The 22674-nt window shown below is 61.2% G+C and carries 19 protein-coding genes; 13 read left to right on the top strand and 6 right to left on the bottom strand.

Annotation, left to right across the window (positions count from 1 at the left end; genetic code table 11):
* From cqsA to ACP7BV_RS14540, 3 genes are all read left to right on the top strand, one after another.
* On the top strand, nucleotides 1–1083 hold a 1083-nt coding region (gene cqsA / locus ACP7BV_RS14550), incomplete at its 5' end, for an alpha-hydroxyketone-type quorum-sensing autoinducer synthase (protein ID WP_426104760.1).
* The gene (locus ACP7BV_RS14545) at nucleotides 1083–1484 is read left to right on the top strand and encodes a group II truncated hemoglobin (RefSeq protein ID WP_426104769.1); all 402 of its coding nucleotides are present in this window, start codon (nucleotides 1083–1085) and stop codon (nucleotides 1482–1484) included. The genes cqsA and ACP7BV_RS14545, both read left to right, overlap by 1 nt.
* On the top strand, nucleotides 1485–2798 hold the full coding sequence (locus ACP7BV_RS14540) for a DNA recombination protein RmuC (protein WP_426104758.1): 1314 nt from the start codon (nucleotides 1485–1487) through the stop codon (nucleotides 2796–2798).
* A gap of 85 nt (nucleotides 2799–2883) precedes the next feature.
* Here the strand turns inward: ACP7BV_RS14540 and glp are convergent, their stop codons facing one another.
* The 4 genes from glp to ACP7BV_RS14520 all read right to left on the bottom strand — a co-directional run bounded on the left by glp (nucleotide 2884) and on the right by ACP7BV_RS14520 (nucleotide 9235).
* Nucleotides 2884–4167, bottom strand: a complete 1284-nt coding sequence (glp, locus tag ACP7BV_RS14535) for a gephyrin-like molybdotransferase Glp (RefSeq protein WP_426104756.1) — start codon at nucleotides 4165–4167, stop codon at nucleotides 2884–2886.
* Complete coding sequence (gene mobA, locus ACP7BV_RS14530; RefSeq protein WP_426104755.1) at nucleotides 4164–4787, bottom strand: molybdenum cofactor guanylyltransferase MobA; 624 nt, start codon at nucleotides 4785–4787, stop codon at nucleotides 4164–4166. Before mobA ends, glp begins: the two co-directional genes overlap by 4 nt.
* Nucleotides 4788–5909 carry a GTP 3',8-cyclase MoaA gene (moaA, locus tag ACP7BV_RS14525; protein ID WP_426104754.1) on the bottom strand — a complete coding sequence of 374 codons (1122 nt, stop codon included), beginning with the start codon at nucleotides 5907–5909 and terminating at the stop codon, nucleotides 4788–4790.
* 113 nt (nucleotides 5910–6022) lie between these two features.
* A complete protein-coding gene (locus ACP7BV_RS14520; RefSeq protein WP_426104753.1) occupies nucleotides 6023–9235 on the bottom strand; it encodes an Rne/Rng family ribonuclease in 3213 nt (1070 codons plus the stop codon).
* 689 nt (nucleotides 9236–9924) lie between these two features.
* Between ACP7BV_RS14520 and ACP7BV_RS14515 the strand changes: the two genes are divergently transcribed.
* From ACP7BV_RS14515 to ACP7BV_RS14495, 5 genes are all read left to right on the top strand, one after another.
* Complete coding sequence (locus tag ACP7BV_RS14515; protein ID WP_426104751.1) at nucleotides 9925–10917, top strand: RluA family pseudouridine synthase; 993 nt, start codon at nucleotides 9925–9927, stop codon at nucleotides 10915–10917.
* A gap of 58 nt (nucleotides 10918–10975) precedes the next feature.
* The gene (locus tag ACP7BV_RS14510) at nucleotides 10976–11635 is read left to right on the top strand and encodes an HAD-IIIA family hydrolase (RefSeq protein ID WP_426104750.1); all 660 of its coding nucleotides are present in this window, start codon (nucleotides 10976–10978) and stop codon (nucleotides 11633–11635) included.
* Nucleotides 11614–12024: a Rieske (2Fe-2S) protein gene (locus ACP7BV_RS14505; RefSeq protein WP_426104748.1), complete on the top strand. Its 411-nt coding sequence runs from the start codon at nucleotides 11614–11616 to the stop codon at nucleotides 12022–12024. Before ACP7BV_RS14510 ends, ACP7BV_RS14505 begins: the two co-directional genes overlap by 22 nt.
* Before the next feature lie 7 nt (nucleotides 12025–12031).
* The gene (locus ACP7BV_RS14500; RefSeq protein ID WP_426104746.1) at nucleotides 12032–13030 is read left to right on the top strand and encodes a S49 family peptidase; all 999 of its coding nucleotides are present in this window, start codon (nucleotides 12032–12034) and stop codon (nucleotides 13028–13030) included.
* A gap of 390 nt (nucleotides 13031–13420) precedes the next feature.
* The gene (locus ACP7BV_RS14495; protein ID WP_426104744.1) at nucleotides 13421–14158 is read left to right on the top strand and encodes a GNAT family N-acetyltransferase; all 738 of its coding nucleotides are present in this window, start codon (nucleotides 13421–13423) and stop codon (nucleotides 14156–14158) included.
* A gap of 9 nt (nucleotides 14159–14167) precedes the next feature.
* Here the strand turns inward: ACP7BV_RS14495 and ACP7BV_RS14490 are convergent, their stop codons facing one another.
* On the bottom strand, nucleotides 14168–14506 hold the full coding sequence (locus ACP7BV_RS14490) for a hypothetical protein (RefSeq protein ID WP_426104743.1): 339 nt from the start codon (nucleotides 14504–14506) through the stop codon (nucleotides 14168–14170).
* Nucleotides 14507–14739: 233 nt separating this feature from the next.
* Here ACP7BV_RS14490 and ACP7BV_RS14485 point away from each other — a divergent pair, with 233 nt between their 5' ends.
* Nucleotides 14740–15459 carry a pseudouridine synthase gene (locus ACP7BV_RS14485; RefSeq protein ID WP_426104741.1) on the top strand — a complete coding sequence of 240 codons (720 nt, stop codon included), beginning with the start codon at nucleotides 14740–14742 and terminating at the stop codon, nucleotides 15457–15459.
* Nucleotides 15456–16457, top strand: a complete 1002-nt coding sequence (locus ACP7BV_RS14480; protein ID WP_426104739.1) for a fumarylacetoacetate hydrolase family protein — start codon at nucleotides 15456–15458, stop codon at nucleotides 16455–16457. Before ACP7BV_RS14485 ends, ACP7BV_RS14480 begins: the two co-directional genes overlap by 4 nt.
* Here the strand turns inward: ACP7BV_RS14480 and ACP7BV_RS14475 are convergent.
* Nucleotides 16454–17221, bottom strand: coding sequence for a DUF6328 family protein (locus tag ACP7BV_RS14475; RefSeq protein ID WP_426104738.1), 768 nt, complete (start codon nucleotides 17219–17221; stop codon nucleotides 16454–16456). The two genes, ACP7BV_RS14480 and ACP7BV_RS14475, sit on opposite strands and share 4 nt — an antisense overlap.
* A gap of 126 nt (nucleotides 17222–17347) precedes the next feature.
* Between ACP7BV_RS14475 and ACP7BV_RS14470 the strand changes: the two genes are divergently transcribed.
* The 3 genes from ACP7BV_RS14470 (at nucleotide 17348) to ACP7BV_RS14460 (ending at nucleotide 22651) form a co-directional block, all read left to right on the top strand.
* A complete protein-coding gene (locus ACP7BV_RS14470; protein WP_426104736.1) occupies nucleotides 17348–19717 on the top strand; it encodes an SLBB domain-containing protein in 2370 nt (789 codons plus the stop codon).
* A 67-nt stretch (nucleotides 19718–19784) separates the two neighbouring features.
* Nucleotides 19785–20939 (top strand): Wzz/FepE/Etk N-terminal domain-containing protein, encoded by a 1155-nt coding sequence (locus ACP7BV_RS14465; RefSeq protein ID WP_426104735.1) that lies wholly within the window; start codon nucleotides 19785–19787, stop codon nucleotides 20937–20939.
* A gap of 548 nt (nucleotides 20940–21487) precedes the next feature.
* Complete coding sequence (locus ACP7BV_RS14460; protein ID WP_426104733.1) at nucleotides 21488–22651, top strand: glycosyltransferase family 4 protein; 1164 nt, start codon at nucleotides 21488–21490, stop codon at nucleotides 22649–22651.
* Nucleotides 22652–22674 lie beyond the last annotated feature (23 nt).

Here is a 22674-nt window from a genome sequence, read left to right as displayed (position 1 = left end):
AGTGTGTTTCGAGATACTCACATCATATCAAGCACTTACGGCATTCTTGCCCTTTTTTATGCAAAATCCAGGCTAGGCGCTCACCAGGGCATGCTGATGTCGTCGGTGTTTCTGCAGGAAGGCAGCAGCCAGCACCGGCTGGAAGCCAAATTTGCCGCCTTCATGGGCGCCGAGGATGGCATCCTGGCGCAATCCGGGTGGGCCGCCAACGTGGGCCTGCTGCAGACGATCGCCGAACCGGGCGTGCCGGTCTACCTCGACATGCTGGCCCACGCCTCGCTGTGGGAAGGCGTGCAGTCGGCGCAGGCGCTGGGCGTGCCTTTTTTGCACAACGATGCGGGCCACCTGGCGCGCCAGGTCGCCAAGCACGGCGCCGGCGTGATCGTCGTCGATGCTCTCTACAGTACCAATGGCAGCATCGCGCCGCTGCATGAGATTGTCGCCATTGCCGAACGCAGCGGCAGCATCCTGATTGTCGATGAATCGCATTCGCTCGGCACGCATGGGCCGCGCGGCGCCGGCATCGTGGCCGAACTGGGGCTGGCCGATCGGGTGCACTTTCGCACCGCCTCGCTGGCCAAGGCGTTTGCCGGGCGGGCGGGCTTTTTGACGTGCTCGAGTCACTTCAAGGGTTACTTTTTGTCGGCTTCGCGCCCGGCGATTTTCAGCTCCTGCCTGCTCGAACACGAGCTGGCCTGGTTCGACGCCGCGCTCGACTTCATCGCGCTCGCCGACGCGCGCCGCAGCGCGCTGCACGCCAGCGCGCGCACGGTGCGCGCCGGCCTCACGGAACTGGGCTACAACGTTGCCGACGGCAGCGAGCAGATCATCGCGCTTGAAGCCGGGCCGGAGCCCAAGACGCTGGTGCTGCGCAAGGCGCTCGAGCGGCGCGGCATTTACGGCGCCGTGTTCTGCGCCCCGGCCACGGCCAAGAACCGCTCGCTGGTGCGCCTCACGCTCAATGCCAGCATGAGCGGGGACGACTGCGCGCGCCTGCTGGACGCCTGCGCCGACATGCGGCGCGAAGTGGACCTGGACGGCTGGTCGTCCACGCGCCGCCTGCGCCGGCTGACGCTGGTATGATGTCGGCCATGGATGAACCACAAACTTTATACAGCGTGATCGGCGGCGGCGAACGCGTGCGCGAACTGGTTGACCGCTTCTACGACCTGATGGAACTGGAACCGGAGTTCGCCGGCATTCGCGCCATGCATCCGGTGCCGATGGACAGCTCGCGCGACAAGCTGTTCATGTTCCTGTCCGGCTGGATGGGCGGCCCGGACCTGTTCGTCGAACAGTTCGGGCACCCGCGCCTGCGCGCGCGCCACCTGCCGTTTGCCATTGGCTCGTCCGAACGCGACCAGTGGCTGCGCGCGATGGCGTGGGCGATGGAAGACATCGGCATCGAACAGCCATTGCGCTTGCGCCTGATGGAGTCCTTCTACCAGACTGCGGACTGGATGCGCAACAAGGCTGACGAATAGATGACCGACACCCAGTTCTGGCTTCTGGCTGCGGCAGTGGTGCTGGTGCTGGTGCTGCAGGTGGCAGCGCTGTTGCGCGCCGGCGCCGTAGATGCGCTGGAGCGCCTTGAACGCGAGTTGCGCCTCGAGGTGCAGGGCGGCGCCCAGGGCACGCGCCAGGAACTGGCGGCGGCATTGGCGCAGTACCACGGCGCCACCGTCCAGCAGCTTGACAGCATGCGCCAGCAGATTCACGTGGCCAGCAGCAGCGGGCGCGAAGAGCAAGGGGCCACGCTCAAACGCTTTGCCGACACCATGAACCAGACCCTCTCGACGCTGACCGAGTCGAACGCGCAGCGCATGCTGGAAGTGCGCGCCACGCTGGAAGCGCGCATCAAGGACCTGCAGACTGACAACGGCACGCGGCTCGAGGAAATGCGCAAGACGGTCGACGAGAAGCTGCACGCCACGCTCGAGACGCGCCTGACCGAGTCGTTTCGCCACGTCTCGGAGCGGCTTGAAAAAGTGCACCAAGGGCTGGGCGAAATGCAGCAGCTGGCGATCGGCGTGGGCGACCTGAAGCGGGTGCTCACCAACGTCAAGACGCGCGGCACCTGGGGCGAAGTGCAGCTGGAAATGCTGCTCGAACAGGTGCTCACGGTGGACCAGTATGCCAAGAATGTGGAGACGATTGCCGGCAGCGGCGCGCGGGTGGAGTTTGCGATCAAGCTGCCCGGGCAAATCGACGGCGGCGCGCCGCTCTGGCTGCCGATTGACGCCAAGTTCCCCAAGGAGCAGTACGAACGCCTGATCGACGCGGCCGAGCGGGCCGACGCCGACGGCGTGGCCCAGGGCGGGCGCGAGCTGGAACGCGCGGTGCGGCTGGAGGCGAAAACAATCTGCGACAAATACGTCTCGCCGCCGCAGACGACCGACTTTGCGATCCTGTTCCTGCCTACCGAAGGCTTGTATGCGGAAGTGATGCGCAGGCCTGGCCTGGCCGACGACCTGCAGCGCACCTTGCGCGTGTCGATTGCGGGGCCGTCGACGCTGGCGGCCATTTTGAACAGCCTGCAGATGGGCTTTCGCACGCTGGCGCTGGAGAAGCGCTCGTCTGAAGTGTGGCAGGTGCTGGGCGCGGTCAAAACCGAGTTCGGCAAGTTCGGCGACGTGCTGTCGCAGACCAGGCTGACGCTGGAACGGGCGGCCAAGAACATTGAGAACGCGGAAGTGCGCAGCCGCCAGATGGCGCGCAAGCTCAAGTCGGTCGAAGCGCTGCCAAGCGAGGCCGCCCAGCTGATGCTGGGGCCGGAAGAAGACAGCCAGGGGCCGTAGGGCGGATAAGCGCAAGCGCAATCCGCCGTGCGCCGTCGGCGACGCTTGGCCGATTGCGCTTCGCTTATCCGCCCTACGATGGCTTTTACACCAGCCCATCGAACAGCATGATGTCGACCATGTCGCCGGCGGCCACGTTGCCTTGTTCGTCGTGCAGCACCACCATGCAGTTCGCCTCCGACATCGAGCGCAAAATCCCCGAGCCTTGCGAACCGGTGATGTGCACCTGCTGTTGGCCATCCTCGCCGAGCGCCAGGATGGCGCGCTGGTATTCGGTGCGGCCCGGCTTTTTGCGGATCGGCGCCGCCGCCCTGGCCTTGACCAGCAACAGCGGCGCCTCGGCCCCCATCATGCGCAGCAGCGCGGCGCGCGCGAAAAAGTAAAACGACACCATCACCGCCACGGGATTGCCGGGCAGGCCGAACAAGAATGCCGTATGGCCGTTCGCGGCGACGCGACCAAAAGCGAGCGGGCGGCCCGGCCGCATGCCGATTTTCCAGAACGTGACGTCGCCCATTTTGGCCATGATGTCGCGCGTGTAGTCGGCCGCGCCGACCGACACCCCGCCCGAGGTGACGATCGCGTCGGCGCAGGCACAGGCGTCGCGCAGCGCCGCTTCCAGCGCTTGCGGCTCGTCGCGCACGATGCCCATGTCGATGATCTCGCAACCGAGGCGCGTGAGCATGCCGAACAGCGTGTAGCGGTTGCTGTCGTAGACGCAGCCGGCATCCAGCGGCTCGCCAAGCGAACGCAATTCGTCGCCGGTTGAAAAAAAGGCGACGCGCAGGCGGCGCCGCACGCGCACCTGCCCGATGCCGAGCGAGGCCAGCAAACCCAGGTCGGCCGGGCGGATGATCTTGCCGCTTTTCAGGGCCGCGCTGCCGGCCATCAGGTCTTCGCCGGCGAAGCGGCGGTTCTCGCCAATGCCAATGGAACCGGGCGCGATGGTGATACTGTGCTCAGTGATGGCCGCCACGTGCTCTTGCGGGATCACGCTGTCGCAGCCGGCCGGCATCACGCCGCCCGTCATGATACGGATACACTGGCCAGGCCCAGGAACTGTATCAGATGGCCGGCCCGCGTAGACAGTGCCGACCACCGACAGCGTGGTCGGCCCGTGGGCGTCGAGTTCGGTGCCGCGCAAGGCATAGCCGTCCATCGCCGAATTGTCGTGCGCGGGCACGCTGATCGGCGAGATGATGTCGGCCGCCAGCACGCGGCCAAGGGCCGACAGCAGGGCGACGTCTTCGACGCCGCCGACCGGTTCGATGAATTGGCTGATGATGCGCTGCGCGTCGCGCACCGGCAGTGCATCGGGATCGTAGCCGGCCAGGCAGCTCGTGACTTCACTCAGGGTGGGAGAACTCATGCGTCTTTGTCGTCTTCATATTGCTGCAGTTCGCGCAGGGTATTGATGTTGCGGAAGGCGCCGGCGTCGGCAAAGCGCGCGCGCGCCACATTGATGCCGGCGTACCAGCCGTCCATGCGTCGTCCTCCGCCGGCCAGGTAGGCTGACAGCTGTGGCAGGGCGCTCGCTTTGATCAGCGCGAACACGGGATGCGGCTGGATGCGCGTGGTGCCGTCGCCAGAGACTTCTTCGGTCTCGGCCAGCGCCAGGTCGGCGCCGGCGTCCTGCATGGCCGCGTGCAGGCGCGCCACCAGGTCTTGCGGCAGGAAAGGGGAGTCGCAGGGAGCACTCACCAGCAGATCGGTGCGGCAGCGGCGCAAGCCCGTTTCCAGCCCGGCCAGCGGGCCTTCGAAGCCGGCCAGGTCATCGGGCCAGACTGGCGCGCCGAAGGTTGCATAGGTCTCCAGGTTCTGGTTGGCGTTAATGGCGATGGATGCGACCTGCGGGGCCAGCGTGCGCATGACGTGCGCTACCATTGCCTGGCCGCGAAACGGCTGCAAGCCCTTGTCGACCGTGCCCATGCGGCTGCCGCGTCCGCCCGCGAGAATGAGGCCGGTGATGGTTGCGGGATCGATCGTCAATCAGCCTCCGATATACGACATCTCGACCCTGCGCTCGCCCGGCGCTTCGGCGTTGGCGATGCCGCTGGTGTTGATGGTGCGGGTTTCGGAATAGCGGTCGGCGCGCACGCGCCACAAGGCGCCAATCGCGCTCGACATTTCGGCATCGCTGCGACCGTCGCGCAACAGTGCGCGCAGGTCGTGCCCGCGGGTGGCGAACAGGCAGGTGTACAGCTTGCCCTCGGTGGACAGGCGCGCCCGCGAGCAATCCTTGCAAAAGGCTTGGGTCACACTGGAAATCAAACCGATTTCGCCCTCGCCGTCGGCATAGCGCCAGCGCGCCGCGGTTTCGCCGGCGTAGTTGGCGAGCACCGGTACCAAAGGCATCTCGGCGGCGATGCGGCGCACCACCTCGGACGAAGAAATGACTTCGGCCAGGTTCCAGCCGTTGGAGGCGCCCACGTCCATGTATTCGATAAAGCGCAGGATGGATGGCGTGCCTTTGAAGTGGCGCGCCATCGGCACGATTTGCGCGTCGTTCATGCCGGCCTTGACGACCATGTTGATCTTGATGGGGCCCAGGCCCGCAGCATGCGCAGCATCGATACCGGCCAGCACGTCGCCGACCGCAAAGTCGACATCGTTCATGCGCTTGAAGGTGACGTCGTCGAGCGAGTCGAGCGAGACGGTGACGCGGTTCAGGCCCGCATCCTTCAGGGCGCGGGCTTTTTTTGCCAGCAGCGAACCGTTGGTGGTCAAGGTCAGGTCGAGCGGGGCGCCGGAAGGCGTGCGCAGGGCACTGAGCATGCCGATCAGTTTTTCGACATTCTTGCGCAAGAGCGGCTCGCCGCCGGTCAGACGCAGTTTTTCGACGCCGTGGGCGACGAACAGCGCGGCCACGCGCGTGATTTCCTCGAACGAGAGCAGCGACGAATGGGGCAGGTAGGCGTAGTCCTTGTCGAACACTTCCTTGGGCATGCAGTACACGCAGCGGAAATTGCAGCGGTCGGTAACCGAAATGCGCAGGTCGTGCAGGGGGCGCCCCAGCGCGTCGGCCAGCAGCCCGGTGGGCGCTTCCAGTTGCGCGGGAATTGCGGGGGCGGGCGAACGGGCGTCGCCCAGCATGATGATTTTTTCGGCCATACCAGTACGATAGCACGAGGGCCGGATATGCACAGGTGGGCCTCGCTTTGACGGGGAAAGCTGGCGAAAAAAAAGGGAAGCACGAAGCTTCCCTTTTTAAGATCGCTACCGGATTACTGGCGGCTAGTGTCCACCTGGATCAGTGGCTCGTCCACCTGCGGCGGCAACGGCTTGCGCTCGCGCGGTACGCGTACTGGCTGGGCCGCCTGGGCTGCCGCTTCCTGGGCTGCGCGCAGCTTGTCAGGATCGGTCGCCGCCAGCGTCAAGCCAGCCGAGCTGAGGATCTCATTCAGATCCGCAACGGGCTTGATGACGGCTGGGGCTGCTACAGGTACTGGCGCAGGGGCTGCGGCAGGCGCTGGCGCAGGTGCAGGCGCAGGTGCAGGGGCAGGTGCAGGTGCAGCCTCAACCACCGCTGCAGCTTCGGCAACTGGTGCCGGCGCTACCTCGACCACGGCATCAGCTTCGGCTTCCGGCGTGAAAATGGTCTGCGGGACCACGGGGGCAGGAGCGGCAACGTCGACCGCTGCTTCGACGGCAACGTGCGCTGCGAGCGTTTCCTCGGCAACGATCACCGTGGCAGGTTCGACAACCACGACCGGCTCCGGCGCTGCAACGACAGGTGCCGGTGCAGGAGCTGGTGCAACATCTACAGCAGGAGCAGCTGCAAGGGCGGGAGCCGGTGCAGGTGCAACGGCAACCGCAACAGGAGCAACAGCGGCAGCATGACGGTATTCCGACACCGGTACCGGCGCTGCAACGGCAGCAACAGGCTCCGGCGCTTCGACCGGTGCATAGGCGGCAACTGGCTCTGGCGTTTCCACCGGTGCATAGGCTTGCATCGGCGCGGCAGCTTGCTCAGTAGCTACGGCAGGTGCTGCCGGAACCGTAAAGCTTGCTTCGTGCGCAACGCCGTCGGCATCGTTCTCGCCGGCGTCGTTCTCGGTGCCTTCGCCGTCCACGCCTTCAACGCCCTCGCCACCTTCGCGGTCGCGGCGGTTGCGGTTGCGGCCACCACGGCGGCGGCGGCGGCGCGGCTCGTCGCCATTGGCTTCGACTTCGATCTCTTCGCCGTTCGGGCCGATGGCGGTCACCATTTTTGGCGCCACGATCACGTCGAGTTCGCCGACAGGACCGGCGTTTTGCACTTCAGCTGCGAACGGAGCGGCTGCCATCTCATCGAGCTTGCTTTCGGCTACCGGGGTGCGGTAGTCGGCGCGCTCGCGCGGTGGGCGCGGGGTGCGCTCAGGGCGCTCGCCGCGTTCAGGACGCTCGCCACGTTCGGCGCGCGGCGCCGGCGCCGGCGTTGTAGAGACGTCGGCCGGATCGCGCGCTTCGCGTGGCTCGCGCGGTGGGCGCGGCGTACGGGGCGGGCGCACCGGCTTGTCGGCATCGGCTGCCTTGACGCTGTCGTTTTCGCTTGCAATCTTGCTGCCCGGCTCGCGTTCTTCACGTTCGCGTCCGCCCGGCTTGCCGCCACGGCTGCGGCCACGGGGGCTGCGGCTGTTGCGGTCGGCCCCATTGCGATCGGTTGCCGTGGTTAATGCGGTCTTGACCGGCGCCACTGGCGCTGGTGCAACAACTGCAGGCTCTTCGACCCCGCGGAAGAAGTTCATCACCTTGGTGAAGAAACCCACTTCCACTGGTGCAACGAGAACGGGCACCGGCACGGGCACTGGCAGCGGCTTGGGCGCTTCGGTACGGTCGACCATTGGCGCTGGCTGGGCCGGGGTAATCGTCTTGACGACGGCTTCCTGGCGCGGCTTGGCTTCTTCTTTCTCGCGCTTGCTGTAGCCCATGTCGGTTTCCGCCGACTCGGCCAGGCTGTAGCTCGACTGCACGTCTTCCAGGCGCGGATCGTCGTGCTTGATGCGCTCGAGCTTGTAGTGCGGCGTGTCGAGGTGCTTGTTCGGGATCAGAATCACGCTGATGCGATGACGGCTCTCGATTTTCAGCACTTCGCCGCGCTTTTCATTGAGCAGGAAAGCGGCAACGTCCACCGGCACCTGCACGTGAATGGTGGCCGAATTTTCCTTCATGGCCTCTTCCTGGATGATGCGCAGGACTTGCAGGGCGGACGATTCGGTGTCGCGGATGTGGCCGGTGCCGGAGCAGCGCGGGCACGTCACGTGGCTGCCTTCGGACAGCGAAGGGCGCAGGCGCTGACGCGACAGTTCCATCAGGCCGAAGCGGGAAATCTTGCCCATCTGGACGCGTGCGCGATCATGGTGCAGCGCGTCTTTCAGGCGTTGTTCGACTTCGCGCTGGTTTTTTGCCACTTCCATGTCGATGAAGTCGATGACGATCAGGCCGCCAAGGTCGCGCAAGCGCAACTGGCGGGCCACTTCTTCGGCCGCTTCGCAGTTGGTATTGAAGGCGGTGGTTTCGATGTCCGAGCCGCGCGTGGCGCGCGCCGAGTTGACGTCGACCGAGACCAGCGCTTCGGTGTGGTCGATGACGATCGCCCCGCCCGACGGCAAAGGCACCGTGCGCGAATACGCCGTTTCAATCTGGTGTTCGATCTGGAAGCGCGAAAACAGCGGCACATCGTCGCTGTAGCGTTTTACGCGGTGCACCATGTCGGGCATCACGTGGCTCATGAACTGGTGCGCCTGCTCGTAGATGTCGTCGGTGTCGATCAGGATTTCGCCGATGTCGGGCTGGAAGTAGTCGCGGATGGCGCGGATAACGAGCGACGATTCCTGATAGATCAGGAACGCGCCGTTGCCCTGCTTGCCGGCGCCTTCGATCGCGCGCCACAGTTGCATCAGGTAATTCAAGTCCCACTGCAGTTCTTCGACATTGCGCCCGATGCCGGCGGTGCGGGCAATCACCGACATGCCTTGCGGCAGGTCCAGCTTGTCCATGGTTTCGCGCAGTTCCTGGCGCTCTTCACCTTCAACACGGCGCGACACGCCGCCGCCGCGCGGGTTGTTCGGCATCAGGACCAGATAACGGCCGGCCAGCGATACAAAAGAAGTCAGCGCCGCGCCTTTATTGCCGCGCTCTTCCTTTTCGACCTGGACCATGATTTCCTGGCCTTCGCGCAGCGCTTCCTTGACCGAAGCGGTACGCACATCGACGCCTTCGCGGAAGTAAGTGCGGGCGACTTCTTTAAATGGCAGGAAACCGTGGCGATCTTCCCCGTAGCTGACGAAGCAGGCTTCGAGCGATGGCTCGATACGGGTGATGACGCCTTTGTAAATATTGGATTTGCGCTGTTCGCGCCCTGCGGTTTCGATATCGATATCGATCAGTTTCTGACCGTCGACAATCGCGACGCGCAATTCTTCTTGCTGCGTTGCGTTAAACAACATGCGTTTCATTTTTATAAACTCCGCGGCCCGTAGGCCGTTCCAGTGCCGCCTTGTCAGGGCGGCAAAAAGTACAGGGGATGTACGCTAGAAGGGGAGAGCTGGAGGGTAATGCCTTAGCGTTGCGGTGCAGCGATGCGAGAAGCAACGCGGCCGCAACAGGGCGCAGTGAGGTCGATCGACATGCCGAGTGCACGCATCACCTGCAACCTGCCTGTATCGGCCCGGTCAGAACCGGGGGGCGCAGGCAAAGCCAGGCGGTGAGCAATTCAGTGAGCCAAACCGTAGCCAGACAACATACCTAACTTCGATACCGAGGCATACTTTCTGCCTATATCCTCAAGCCCTGGTATGAGGCTGAACAATCGGGTCGGGCGAAAACGACAAGCGTTATCGACGCCAACATCCGGCGAGCTGACCATCAACACCGGCCAGCTTGCCAGTACTTATCCTTAAAATTCCAAGCCATCCACATCAGCAGCCCTGCGCGCTATCCGATTACAACAACGGTGCAACCTTGACCCGCGCAAAACTGTGCATACACATTTTTTCCATCGAATTTGCAATTTGGCGAGGCCGATGGAGACGCCCCTGTGTAAAATATCGTTTTAATTCTTACACCAGCAGAGGTTTGACCGCCGCCTGTCGATTATATATTCAAAATGAAGGACTTAGAGAGAATTTCTGGGAAGACAGAGCAAATGAAGATACAAACCGATGTTGCTCCCCCTTCAACACAGGCGACCCCCCAAGCATACTTTGTCACCATCTCCGAAGAAGACGCCGGCCAGCGGATAGATAATTATCTGTTAAGAGTTTGCAAAGGCGTCCCTAAGAGCCATATCTACCGCATCCTGCGTTCCGGCGAAGTACGCGTCAATAAAGGCCGGATCGACCAGCTGTACCGGCTGGTGGCGGGCGACGTGATCCGCATTCCCCCGGTGCGCGTGGCTGAAAAGTCCACGGCCGTGGTACCGGGCGCAGAATTTACGATTTTGCATGAAGACAGCCATATTCTCGTCATCGACAAGCCGTGCGGCGTGGCCGTGCACGGTGGCTCGGGCGTGTCGTATGGCGTGATCGAGCAATTGCGCGCCGCCAGGCCCGACGCCAAGTTCCTGGAACTGGTGCACCGGCTGGACCGCGAAACGTCGGGCCTGCTGATGCTGGCCAAAAAGCGCTCGGCCTTGACCAACCTGCATGAGCAAATGCGCGACGGCCTGACTGACAAGCGCTACCTGACGATGGTGTATGGCGACTGGAAAAATGCGCGCCAGCACATCAAGCTGCCGCTGCATAAATTTACGACGCCCGAAGGCGAGCGCCGTGTCTGCGTGCAGGCGGGCGGGATGGAGTCGCACACCGTGTTCACCTTGTTGCGAAAATTTAACAAATTCGCCTTGCTGGAAGCCGAGCTGAAGACAGGGCGTACCCATCAGATCCGGGTACATCTGGCTTCGTCCGGCTTTGCTATCGCAGGTGACGACAAATACGGTGATTTCGCGCTTAACCGCGTGCTGCTCAAGGCTGATGACACGCGCGGCGCGCTCAAGCGCATGTTCCTGCACGCACATCAAATTACGTTTACCCACCCGGAAACGGGCAAGCCCATGACACTCAACGCGCCGCTGGCCGGTGAACTTGAGCGTTTTTTGCTAAGCTTGGGGAAACCTTTAACTATCGCGACACGCTGATTCTGCGTTTCGCCTTCCGACATTGACAGGAGCCGGCCGCCACAAGCGGCTGAAATACATGGCACGAAAGCAATTTGACCTGATCGTTTTCGATTGGGATGGCACCTTGATGGATAGCACTTCCGCCATTGTGAAGTGCATCCAGGCATCCGCACGCGACCTCGGCTTGCCGATACCCCATGACGACGATGCCTCGCATGTGATCGGGCTCGGCCTGCACGAAGCGATGCAGGCTGTGATGCCCAATATCGATCCGGCGTTCTACCCCAAGATGGTGGAGCGCTACCGCATTCATTTCCTCTCCAAGCACCATGAATTGGTGCTGTTCGACGGCGTACGCGAGATGCTAAATGAACTGTCGCAAGATGGCTATTTCCTGGCCGTTGCCACGGGTAAGAGTCGGGTCGGCCTGAACCGGGCCCTGAACGCGGTCGGCCTGCTGTCGTTGTTTGACGCCACGCGCTGTGCCGACGAGACATTCTCAAAGCCGCACCCGGCCATGCTGCAAGAGCTCACGCGCGAACTGGGCCAGGACTTGAAGCGCACCGTCATGATCGGCGACACCACGCACGACCTGCTGATGGCGAGCAACGCCGGCGCAGCGGCCGTGGCGGTGCAGTATGGCGCCCATCCAAGCGACCAGCTCGACGCGTGCAAGCCGCTGTTTTCAGCCGCCACGATCGGGGAATTGCACCAATGGCTGACAACGAACGCATGAGGCTTGACGGCGCCATCTTGGTGTGCGCTTCCGGCGCGGTGCTCGAAGGTGGGCGCGGCGTGCGCTTTGACGTGCGCGCCTTTGGCGACAAGGCAACCGGCTTTGTGGTGCGCTACAGCGGCATGGCCTATGCCTACCTGAACCGCTGCGCCCACGTGCCCATCGAGCTGGACTGGGCGCAGGGCGAATTTTTCGAGTCGAGCGGGCTGTATCTGATGTGCTCGACGCACGGCGCCATTTACGTGCCCGAGAGCGGCTTTTGCGCCGGCGGGCCGTGCAAGGACGGACGGCTGCGCCCGATCGGCCTGCTGGAAGAAGACGGCAATATCTATTGGACGCCCGACGAATTCATCAAGCCGCCGGCGGCCGGACCCACTCCACACGGATGAAGACCCTATGAGCGAGACCCCCCGCAGCGACTTGCCGCACGAAACCCCGGCGCTGACGCTGCCTAATGGCAACTGGGAGCGCGATACGCTGGAAAGGTTGGTGTTCGCCACTGTCAACGAGCGCCGCGCCGCGCGCCGCTGGGGCACTTTTTTCAAGCTCAGTTTTTTACTGCTGGCGTTTTTTGCGCTGTGGTCGCTCTACGACTTCAACTTTACCGGGGCGGACGGCGACTTGGTCGGCAAGCATACGGCGCTCATTGAAATCAAGGGCGAGATCGAAGATGAAGGCAGCGGTTCGGCCGATGTTGTCATTCCAGCGCTAAACAAGGCGTTTTCGGACTTGCAGTCGGTTGCCATTGTGCTGCGCATTAACAGTCCAGGCGGCAGTCCCGTACAGGCCGGCATCATCGTCGATGAAATTCAGCGCTTGAAGCGCGGCTATCCGCACAAGAAGGTGTACGTGGTGGTGGACGAAATTTGCGCGTCGGGCGGGTATTACATTGCCGCCGCGGCCGACCAAATTTATGTGAACAAGGCCAGCATCGTCGGTTCGGTCGGCGTGCTGATGGATGGCTTTGGCTTTACCGGCACCATGGAAAAGCTGGGCGTGGAGCGGCGATTGTTGACTGCCGGCGAGAACAAGGGTTTTCTGGATCCGTTCAGCCCGCAGTCCGACAAGCACAAGGCGCACGCGCAATCGATGCTCAACGAAATTCACCAGCAGTTCATCGCCGTCGTGCGCAGCGGGCGCGGTGCGCGCCTGAAGGAAACGCCGGAAACCTTTTCAGGGCTGTTCTGGAGCGGCGCCCGGGCGGTTGACATGGGACTGGCGGACGGCTTTGGCACCGTTGAAACGGTCGCGCGCGACGTGATCAAGGCCGAAGACGTGGTTGACTACACCGCGCATGAAGGCTTGCCTGAGCGGGTGCTCAAAAAGTTTGGCGCGGCGGTGGGTGCCGGCGCAATCAAGACGCTGCATGCTGGCAGCCGGCCGAGCGTCAGGTGAGGTTAATCAATATTTCCCTTGAATGTTCAGACAGGTGTTCTATAGTGGAGATGTAGTCTTTGCAAAGGGGGCAATATAAAAAGTAACTGTGAGTGGACACCAAACCTATAGAAGATTCACGGACTGCATTACTATGCGGCATTGAGAGAATTTATATTCCTCGCAAGTTGTCCTCGAATGGGGACCCGAAAACGACAGCGCAATGCTGTCGTTTTCATTTTGTATGCTCAGCATGAGCGAAGTGACGCGCAGCGGCTAAGGATGCACGCCTGCCGGTCGTGGGTCGTGGGTCGTGGGTCGTGGGTCATGGGTCATGTTTTTACCGCTTTCAAAGTCCCTTGATGTGTAATAAAGTGCAATCTTCAAGAACCCACAATTTCTGACCGCATAATGAATATATCCCTGTCCTCTATTGACAAGAGCCGCTTCGGCATTACGACCGCCAAGATTCAACTGGCAGGCGATGAACCAGTCCCTGATATCAATGCCTGGTGCGACGCAAACTCCGTGGAGTTGCTAATTGCCCGCTGCCGCTGCGACGATATTGCGCTGGTGCAGAAGCTGGAAGCGGATGGGTTTTTCCTGACCGACACGCTGGTGTATTACCGCAACAAGGAACTGACGCAATCGGCAGACGTGCTGAAGGAAGGCTATAGCACGCGCTTCGCGACGGCCGCGGACGCCGCAACAGTCGGTGCGCTGGCGGAGGTCACGTTTGCGGGCTACACTGGGCATTACCATGCCGATCCACGGCTTGCGTCCGCCGATTGCGATGCGGTCTACTCATCGTGGGCGGCGAGTTCTTGCGCCAGTACCGCAGTGGCTGACCAAGTCATATTGATCGAGCATGGCGGCAAAGCCGTCGCATTCGCAACGGTGAAAAAGGTCGAAAGTTACATGATGGAGGGGGTGTTGTTCGGCGTGTCACCGGAGCACCAGGGGCGCAGTCTGTACAATGCTTTGAGGTTGCTTGCTCAAAACTGGGCAATGAACCATAACTTTAAGCAAATGATTGTCTCCACCCAAGTGACCAACTTGGCCGTGCAAAAAGTATGGTGCCGCCAGCGGTTCGAGCCGTTCAAGAGCTACTATACCTTCCACAAGTGGTTTGCGAAACCGGCCCGCTGAGCCGATCCGTCAGGCATCTACGCGGTCGTTACCGCAGTGAACTTCGTGCGTGCAGGTATGCATGGTAGGTCTGAGCGCGACCGGCCTCGGTTCGCCGGGGCCTTCAAATTGGGAAAATCCGCCGTGTTCGAAAAATGCCGCAAGCCCGCGCTGGGTCTCAGCCACCCAGCGCGCTTGGGGCGACACGCGGGACGTATCGCGCGGCAGAGCGGCGGCGGCGGGCGGCACCTTGCCGCTCCAGCGCGCAATCGCTTCGCGCGTGCTCTGCAATGCCGACATGGCCAGCGCATCGGCTGGCGGAAACTGGTTTGCCGTCAATGTCGGCTCGGTGTGCATCGGATTGCGCATGCTCGTCCTCTTTCTCGTCGCTTTTTATCCTAAGGAGGGTGGTAAGTTACCCTCTTCCTGTTCAGCCGATTCCTAATGATGTCTCAGTGTAACCACGCGATGCCGGTCAAATTTGATTTTGCTCAAAGGTCGGATCGCCGCTTTCTCGAAATGCTGAGAGGGTAGGGAAGTTGTCCTACGTCGTCGTAGTCTGCCACTGTCAGCCGCATGGCGCATCTGTTAAAGTTGCGGCCATGAGTAAATTATCTTTAGACCGCATCCTGCAATCCCAAGGCTTTGGCACGCGCAAGTATTGCCGCGCGCTGATCGACGACGGCGAAGTGGCCATTGCCGGCCAAGTCCAGACCAGCTACAAGAACGCCATCGACACGGACGGCCTGGTGCTGACCGTGTTCGACGAAGAGTGGGTGTATCGCGAGCAGCTATATATTGCGCTGCACAAGCCGGCCAACTTCGAATGTTCGCGCAAACCCAGCCACCATCCCGGCGTGCTGACCCTGCTCCCGGAACAGTTCACCTGGCGCGACGTGCAGCCGGTCGGCCGGCTCGACCACGACACCACCGGCATGCTGCTGATGTCCGACGATGGACCGTTCATCCACGCCCAATCGTCGCCCAAGCGCCACATTCCCAAGATTTACCAGGCGACAACCCAAGACCCGGTGACGCCCGAGCTGGTGGCCCAGTTGCTCGGCGGCGTCAAGCTGCATGACGAGCCGGCGCCGCTCGCGGCGGTCTCGTGCGTGCAGCGCGGCGTACACTTGCTGGAAATTGTGCTGGAACAGGGGAAATACCACCAGGTCAAGCGCATGCTCGCCGCCGCCGGCAACCATTGCAGTGCCTTGCACCGCGCTGCGATCGGGCAATTGACGCTTGCGTCGCTGGGCTTGGCCGAGGGCGAATGGTGCTTTCTGGAGCCTGCCCAGCTCGACCTGCTGGTGCCGCTCGCGTGAAGCTGGCCACTATCAACGACGGCACCCGCGACGGCCAGCTGGCCGTGGTGGCGCGCGACCTGAAAACGGCGCACCTGGCCGACGGTATTGCGCCAACGCTGCAAGCGGCGCTGGACGACTGGCCCTTCATCGCGCCCCAGTTGGCGGACTTGTACCAGCTGCTCAATGGTGGACGCGCGGCCAAGAGCTTTGAATTTGACCCGGCAAAGTGCATGGCCCCGCTGCCGCGCGCCTACCAGTGGGCTGATGGGTCGGCCTATGTGAACCATGTCGAACTGGTGCGCAAGGCGCGCGGCGCCGAGATGCCGGCGTCGTTTTGGGAAGATCCGCTGATGTACCAGGGTGGCAGCGATGACTTCAGCGGGCCGACCGGCGATATTGTCATGGCGCATGAGGAGTGGGGGATCGATTTCGAGGCCGAGGTGGCGGTGATTACGGGCGACGTGCCGCTGGGCGTCACGCCCGATCAAGCCCAGCTGCATATTCGGTTGCTGATGCTGGTCAATGATGTGTCACTGCGCAACCTGATCGCGCCGGAGCTGGCCAAGGGCTTCGGCTTTGTGCAGTCCAAGCCGGCGTCGAGCTTTTCACCGGTCGCCGTTACGCCCGACGAGCTGGGCGAGGCTTGGAAGGATGGCAAGGTGCACCTGCCGCTACGCTCGACCTGGAATGGCAAGCTGGTCGGGCAGCCGAATGCGGGGGTGGACATGGTGTTTAATTTTCCGCAGTTGATTGCGCACCTGTGCAAGACGAGGAAGGCGCGCGCGGGTACCATTGTCGGCTCGGGTACGGTGTCGAACAAGGATGCGAAGAAAGGTTATTCGTGCATCGCGGAGAAGCGCTGCCTGGAAATGATTGCCGATGGCGTGGCGAGCACGCCCTTCATGCTCTTTGAAGACATGATCAAGATCGAGATGCTCGATGCCGCCGGCAAGTCCATTTTCGGGGCCATCGAACAGAAGGTAGAGCAGGCGGAAGCGCCGAAGCGGGGACGCTAGAAGCCGTGCCTGCGCTTGAGGTACATTGGCAGCACACACCACAGGCACACGATCAGGAGCGCCATGGTGGCGCTGGCGACATTACCAACCATTTTTCCAAATACCGAGGAGATGACGAGATTGGTGCCCAGGGTAAAGGCGAACGCCAGCGCAGCCGATCCGGCCACAATCTGGCGCGTCGCGACCCGTTTGAAGCGTTCGCGGCTGATTAGCGGGCGCATCAGTCGGTGCTGGATGGCGGGGGCGCTCAGCAACACCAGGCTGGTCAGCGCAAAAAAGAAAGTTGCCAGAAATACCAGTCGCTCGGCCTGGATGATCTGACGCGCACCAGTGCTGAAGGGCAGCACGATCAGGAATGCGGTGAGCATCTGGGCGCCGGGCAGCAAGATGCGCAACTCGCTGAGCATGTCGGACAGATCGCCGTCCTCGCGCAAGTCGCCTTTCGGCAGAGAATTTTCAAGTGGCAATGGTGGCAGGTTCTTTGTCATAATCGGTTTTGCAGGCGAAAATGGGTAGAGCATGGCCGTGGCCGAGAGTTCGACCTGCGGTGCAGTGTGCTTGCTCTTGTCCCGATTATAATGTTCCATGGAAATGAGAATGTTGCGTAATCGCAGGCGAAAACGAGCAGGAATCGCCCCAAAAAAGGAGCCTGGTACAGCCCGGACTCCCTGTCCCTGCGCGCGCGCCGGGGTGAAATGTCGACTGCGAAACGCGATATAATGTAATATGCCGACAATGAGCCGCCATACCACATTCCCTGCCATTTGAATCGATCAATGCATAAATTCCCTCGTTTATTATTGGCTGTTGTCCTGACCGCGATGTCTGTCACCGCGATTGGTCAGGAGAAATCCGACTATTTTGGACAGAATCCGTCAGCGGCCGAGCCTGTGCAAAATCCGCCTGTCCCAAAACGTGTCATCATTCGCAATGAAGCCGATGACGAAAGCGACGTTCCGGCAGAATATAACCCGGACGGCGCGCCTGCGTATTTGCAGCAGCGTCAGGCCGGAACTGACGCCGAGCGCCAGCGCGAGCTGAACCTAGCGCGCGACCCGCAGCGCCAAAACGAACGCGACGTGGATGGTCGCACCAGTGTCCGTTCGGCCAGCAAGGAACTCCGCCCCGTTCCCAACGAGTTTCAAAAATTCATCTTTGACAGCAGTGGCAAAACATTACCCGTCTTCGGCGCGAACTTCTTCGGTAGTGGCGCGTCGACGTTCGCGCCATTGGGCAATACTCCCGTGCCTGCAGACTACACGCTTGGCGTGGGCGATGAGCTGATGATCCGCGGCTCGGGCAGCATCGACATCAATTACCGGGCCAAGATTGATCGTAATGGGCTTATTGCCATCCCTACAGTCGGTTCCGTGGTGCTGGCCGGGGTCAAGGCAGCCGATGCGGAGCGCGTGATCGGTAACGCGGTGGCGCGCCTGTACAAGGGCGTGACGGTGAACGTGAATTTTGGCAAGCTGCGGGCCATTACGGTGTACGTGGTCGGCCAGGCCAAGCGCCCGGGCACTTATACGGTATCGAGCCTGTCGACGCTGGTGACGGCGGTGTTTGCCAGCGGCGGCCCCAACGCCAACGGCAGCATGCGGCGCGTGCAGGTCAAGCGCGGTGGTGTCGTGGCCGCCGAACTGGACCTGTATTCCTTTATTGCTCGTGGGGACAAGTCGGCCGACGTCAAGTTGCGCGACGGCGATACCATCTTCATCCCTGCCGCCAGCGCTTACGTCGCACTGGTTGGTAAGGTCAATACCCCTGCCATCTATGAGCTTCGCGGCAACCAGGATACGGTCGAGTCGCTGCTCGATTTTGCCGGCGGCATGCCGGTCGTGGCCGATCCGCGCCGTGCCTTCCTCGAGCGCATTGACGCGAGCAGAAGCCAGCCGCGCAGCGTGGAGCAGTTCGTCCTCAATGGCGAAGGGCTCAAGCGCACCATGAAAAACGGCGATGTGCTCAACATCACCTCGATCACGCCGGATTTTTCGAATGCCGTAATTTTGCGCGGCAACGTTGACCAGGCCGTGCGCGTACCGTTCAAGCCGGGCATGCGCGTCAGCGACCTGATTCCCAACCGCGAATACCTAATTACCCGCAAATCGATCAAGCGCCAGAATAATGCGCTTGACGCCGGCGACAAGGAAAAAGCCAAGGAACAGCGTGATCGCGACCACGACACTGCCCTCGATACTGATCAGGACCGCGATCGCGTCGCCGAAAACGCTGTCAGCAACGCCAAGGTGGATTCGATCGCCGCGCGCATCGGCGGCCTGATCGATGAAATCAACTGGGACTACGCGGTTGTCGAGCGCATCAACCGCTCCGACTTGACGGTCAGCCTGATTCCCTTCAACCTAGGCAAAGTGTTTACCGAGCCCGCCGGGCCTCAAAACGTCACGCTGCAAGCAGGCGACACGGTCACCATTTTTTCGCAGAAAGATGTAGCGGTGCCGATGGAAAGGCGCCGCATTTTTGTGCGCGTTGAAGGCGAAGTGAATGTGCCGGGCGTGTACCAGATGACGGCGGGCGAAACGCTGCAGTCGCTGCTGGCACGGGCGGGCGGGCCGACCGCAAACGGCTACCTGTTCGGTACCGCGTTCTATCGGGAGCAGGTGCGCAAGGAGCAGGAAATGAATTTACAGAAGGCCGCCAGCAGGCTCGAAACGCAATTGCGCAATGAGCAAAGCAGGGCGGCGGCAAACGCGCGCAGCACCGCCGATGCCATGTCGATGGAGGCGCGCCGCCAGGCCGACCTGCTGTCGGCGAAAGAAGCCGTAGCCCGCCTGCGTCAGCTGCGCCCCGAAGGCCGCATTGCCTTTGGCCTCGATCCGCGCGAACAGTCGTTCGGCAAGCTGCCGCCGCTCAAGCTGCAAAACGGCGACCGTCTGGTAGTGCCTGCCAGGCTTGATTTCGTTCACGTGTTTGGTGCCGTCAATGGCGAGTCTTCGCCGCTATGGCGTCCAAACAGCCGCGTCAACGACTATATCAAGCTGGTCGGCATGACGCCTGACGCTGACAAGGATAATATTTTCATCTTACGTGTTGATGGCAGCGTCGTGTCGCGCAGTTCCGGCAACTGGTATTTCGGCGGATTCGGCGGCGTTGAAGTGATGCCTGGCGATAGTATCGTGATTCCCGAAAAGTTCGACAAAGAAACCGGCTGGACCAAATTCACTCAGGGCACCAAGGAATGGGCGCAGATCTTCGCCAATTTCGGGCTCGGTGCTGCAGCGATCAAAACCTTGCGCAATTAACGCAGTGGATAATTACAGTACACACCCCGGCGGGATGGATGCCGAGCCAATTCCGGTAGCGCAGCCCTTGGACGCGTCCAGCCGTGAAATCGAGATCGTCGACTGGATGCTTGTCCTGGTCAAGCACAAGAAGTTAGTCTTTGGACTTCCGGTCCTGGTCGCGTTGCTAGCGTTGGGACTGTCCCTGCTGCTGCCCAACGTCTACACTGCCACCACCAAATTGCTGCCGCCCCAGCAGGCGCAATCGGGTACGGCTGCGCTGTTGGCCCAATTGGGCGGCGCCTCTAGTCTGGCCGCTGGCATTGCGGGCGTGAAAAGTCCAGGCGAGCTCTATGTCGGCATGCTCAACAGCCGGACCATTGCAGACAAGCTGATTGCGCGCTTTGGATTGAAAAGCAGATATGGCGCCTCGTCGCTCGATGCCACCCGACAGCAACTGGCAGGGAGCACCGTCGTCAACGTTGGCAAAGATGGCATGATCACCATCGCTGTCGCCGATAAAGACCCGCAATTCGTCGCCCAGCTGGCCAATGGCTATGTCGAAGAACTGCAGGGCTTGAACAAACTACTCGCCATTACCGAAGCCTCCCAGCGCCGCCTGTTCTTTGAGCGCCAGCTCGCCGCTGCCAAGGACAATCTTGCCAGGGCCGAAATGTCGCTAAAAGGCGCGATGGACACCGGCGGCGTGATCAGCGTGGACAGCGAAGGGCGTGCGATTCTTGAAACGGCCGCACGGGTCAAGGCGCAGATTTCCGCGAAGGAAGTCCAACTGGGCGCCATGCGCGCCTTCGTGACGCCGCAAAACCCGGAATTCCAGCGTGCCAGCGAGGAGTTGAACAGTTTGCGTAGTGAACTGGCCAAACTGGAAGGAGGCCGCCCGCCTGCAGGCCGGCCGAGTGGGACCGGCCAGGCCGGGTTGGAAAATATTCAGTCAATGCGCGATCTGAAGTATCACCAGATGCTGTATGAACTGTTGGCAAAGCAATATGAAGCGGCGCGGCTTGACGAGGCCAAGGATGCATCGCTGATTCAAGTTCTCGATCCGGCCGCTGAGCCTGAGCGCAAGTCCGGACCGAATCGCCCCTTGATCGTGGTGGTGGCGACCCTCTTGGCCCTTTTTGCAGCGATTCTTTGGGCTTTTTTCGTGGCAGCCAGGCAGCGTTCGATGGCCGCGCTTGCGGCGAGACGGGATGAATTGCAGTCTCAACTACGTTGTAAATAGCGTTGGCGGGCTTGCGGTACGCGCTGGCCGGCGCCCCGGTTCGACGTTTTGAATGGCCTGTGCACGCTCTACACGTGCCCAGAGCGTTGCGAAAGATGGCAAGTTCGTGGCCTTTCCAATTATGATGCGCATCGATATCCTTTGATCACGAGGGATTATTTCCATTTCCAGCCTACGAAACTTGGCTGATTAATGTCATGTGCACTATACAAAAGTGTACTGAAGTTGTATACGCCATTCGAACGCCAGCCATTCTGGGGTAAAATACAGCCGGTTGATTCGTATCAAGTTTCGATGGATCAAGAATAACATTCAGCAGCTGGCAAGCAAGCCTCCCTCGTTTGAGGCAGTGCAATGCTGGTCCCGCACCAAAACACGCTCTCAAGTAAATATTGTTTTATAAATGCTCTGTATTTGTCAGGGCAGCGCTTGGCGGCGCCGGTGCGCCGTTGTACGCGGGAGTTTTTCGGTGAGTGTGCGGAATAAGGCGACGCACCACTGAAATTCGGCTCAGCGGATAGCTGCATCATCCAAGTTAGGTGGTACCCATGTTGTCGACAGTCGTCAGTTTCTTTGCATCATTATTAGTAACCTTGCTTATCATTCGTTTTGCTCACACCAACAAGAAAATGTTGGACTGTGATTTGAAGGGCATTCAGAAAATTCACGCTGTACCAGTCCCGCGTATCGGTGGATTGGCTATATTTGTGGGCGCCATCGCCGGTTGCGTGGCGGTGTACCTGCGCGTGCCCGTGGTTGGCGTCTGGGTCGCCACCTTGCTATTTTCCGCATTTGCAGCCTTCGGCTGTGGCATCGTCGAGGACTTTACCAAGAACATGAGTCCGCGTCGGCGGCTGATCCTGACCATGGTGTCGGCGACCGTGGCGTACTTTCTTTTGGACGCGGGGATTTGGCGCATCGATGTTCCGTTCGTAGACTTGTGCCTCAGTTACATGTGGTTGTCCCTGCCGCTGACTATTTTCGCCGTGGCCGGAGTGGCCAATGCGGTCAATATTATCGATGGATTCAATGGCCTCGCCGGCGCCGTTACCATGTTCATGTTCCTCTCGCTGGCATATGTGGCATTCCAGGTCGGCGATGTGCACGTAATGAGCGCCGCCTTGGTCATGGTCGGGGCGATCGCCGGTTTTCTGCTCTGGAATTATCCTCACGGCATGATCTTCATGGGTGATGGCGGCGCCTATTTTATCGGCTTCATGCTCGCAGAGTTAGCCGTACTGCTCGTGGCCCGCAATCCGGGGGTCTCTGCCTGGTACGCAATACTGCTGCTGATCTATCCAGTGGTAGAGACGGTATTTTCCATTTACCGCCGCAAATTCGTCAGGGGCGTACCGCCCGGGCTGCCTGATGGCGTGCATTTGCACATGCTGATCTTCAAGCGCCTGGTGCGCTGGACGGTCCGCAGTCGGGATGCGCGCGCCGTTACCCGCCGCAACGCGATGACTTCCCCTTATTTGTGGCTGCTGTCGCTGATGGCGGTGATCCCGGCCACGCTGTTTTGGCAAAGTACCTTGACGCTCGGTCTGTGCTGTTTTGTGTTTGTGACCTCCTACGTGTGGCTGTATGCGCAGATTGTCCGGTTCAACGTGCCCGCCTGGTTGATCCTGCAACGGCGCAAGAGCGGGCGGCGCAAGGCCCATCCCGCCCAGCCCCCGGTACTGGTCGAAAGCAAGCGTGAAAACATCATGTAGTCTTGGGTGGCACAAGGCCTGCA

It is taken from the genome of Massilia sp. TSP1-1-2 (assembly GCF_049896185.1).
Classification (GTDB): Bacteria; Pseudomonadota; Gammaproteobacteria; order Burkholderiales; family Burkholderiaceae_D; genus Telluria_A.
The sequence above is the reverse complement of the archived record's forward strand: the minus strand, read 5'-3'. Positions and strand labels throughout refer to the sequence as shown.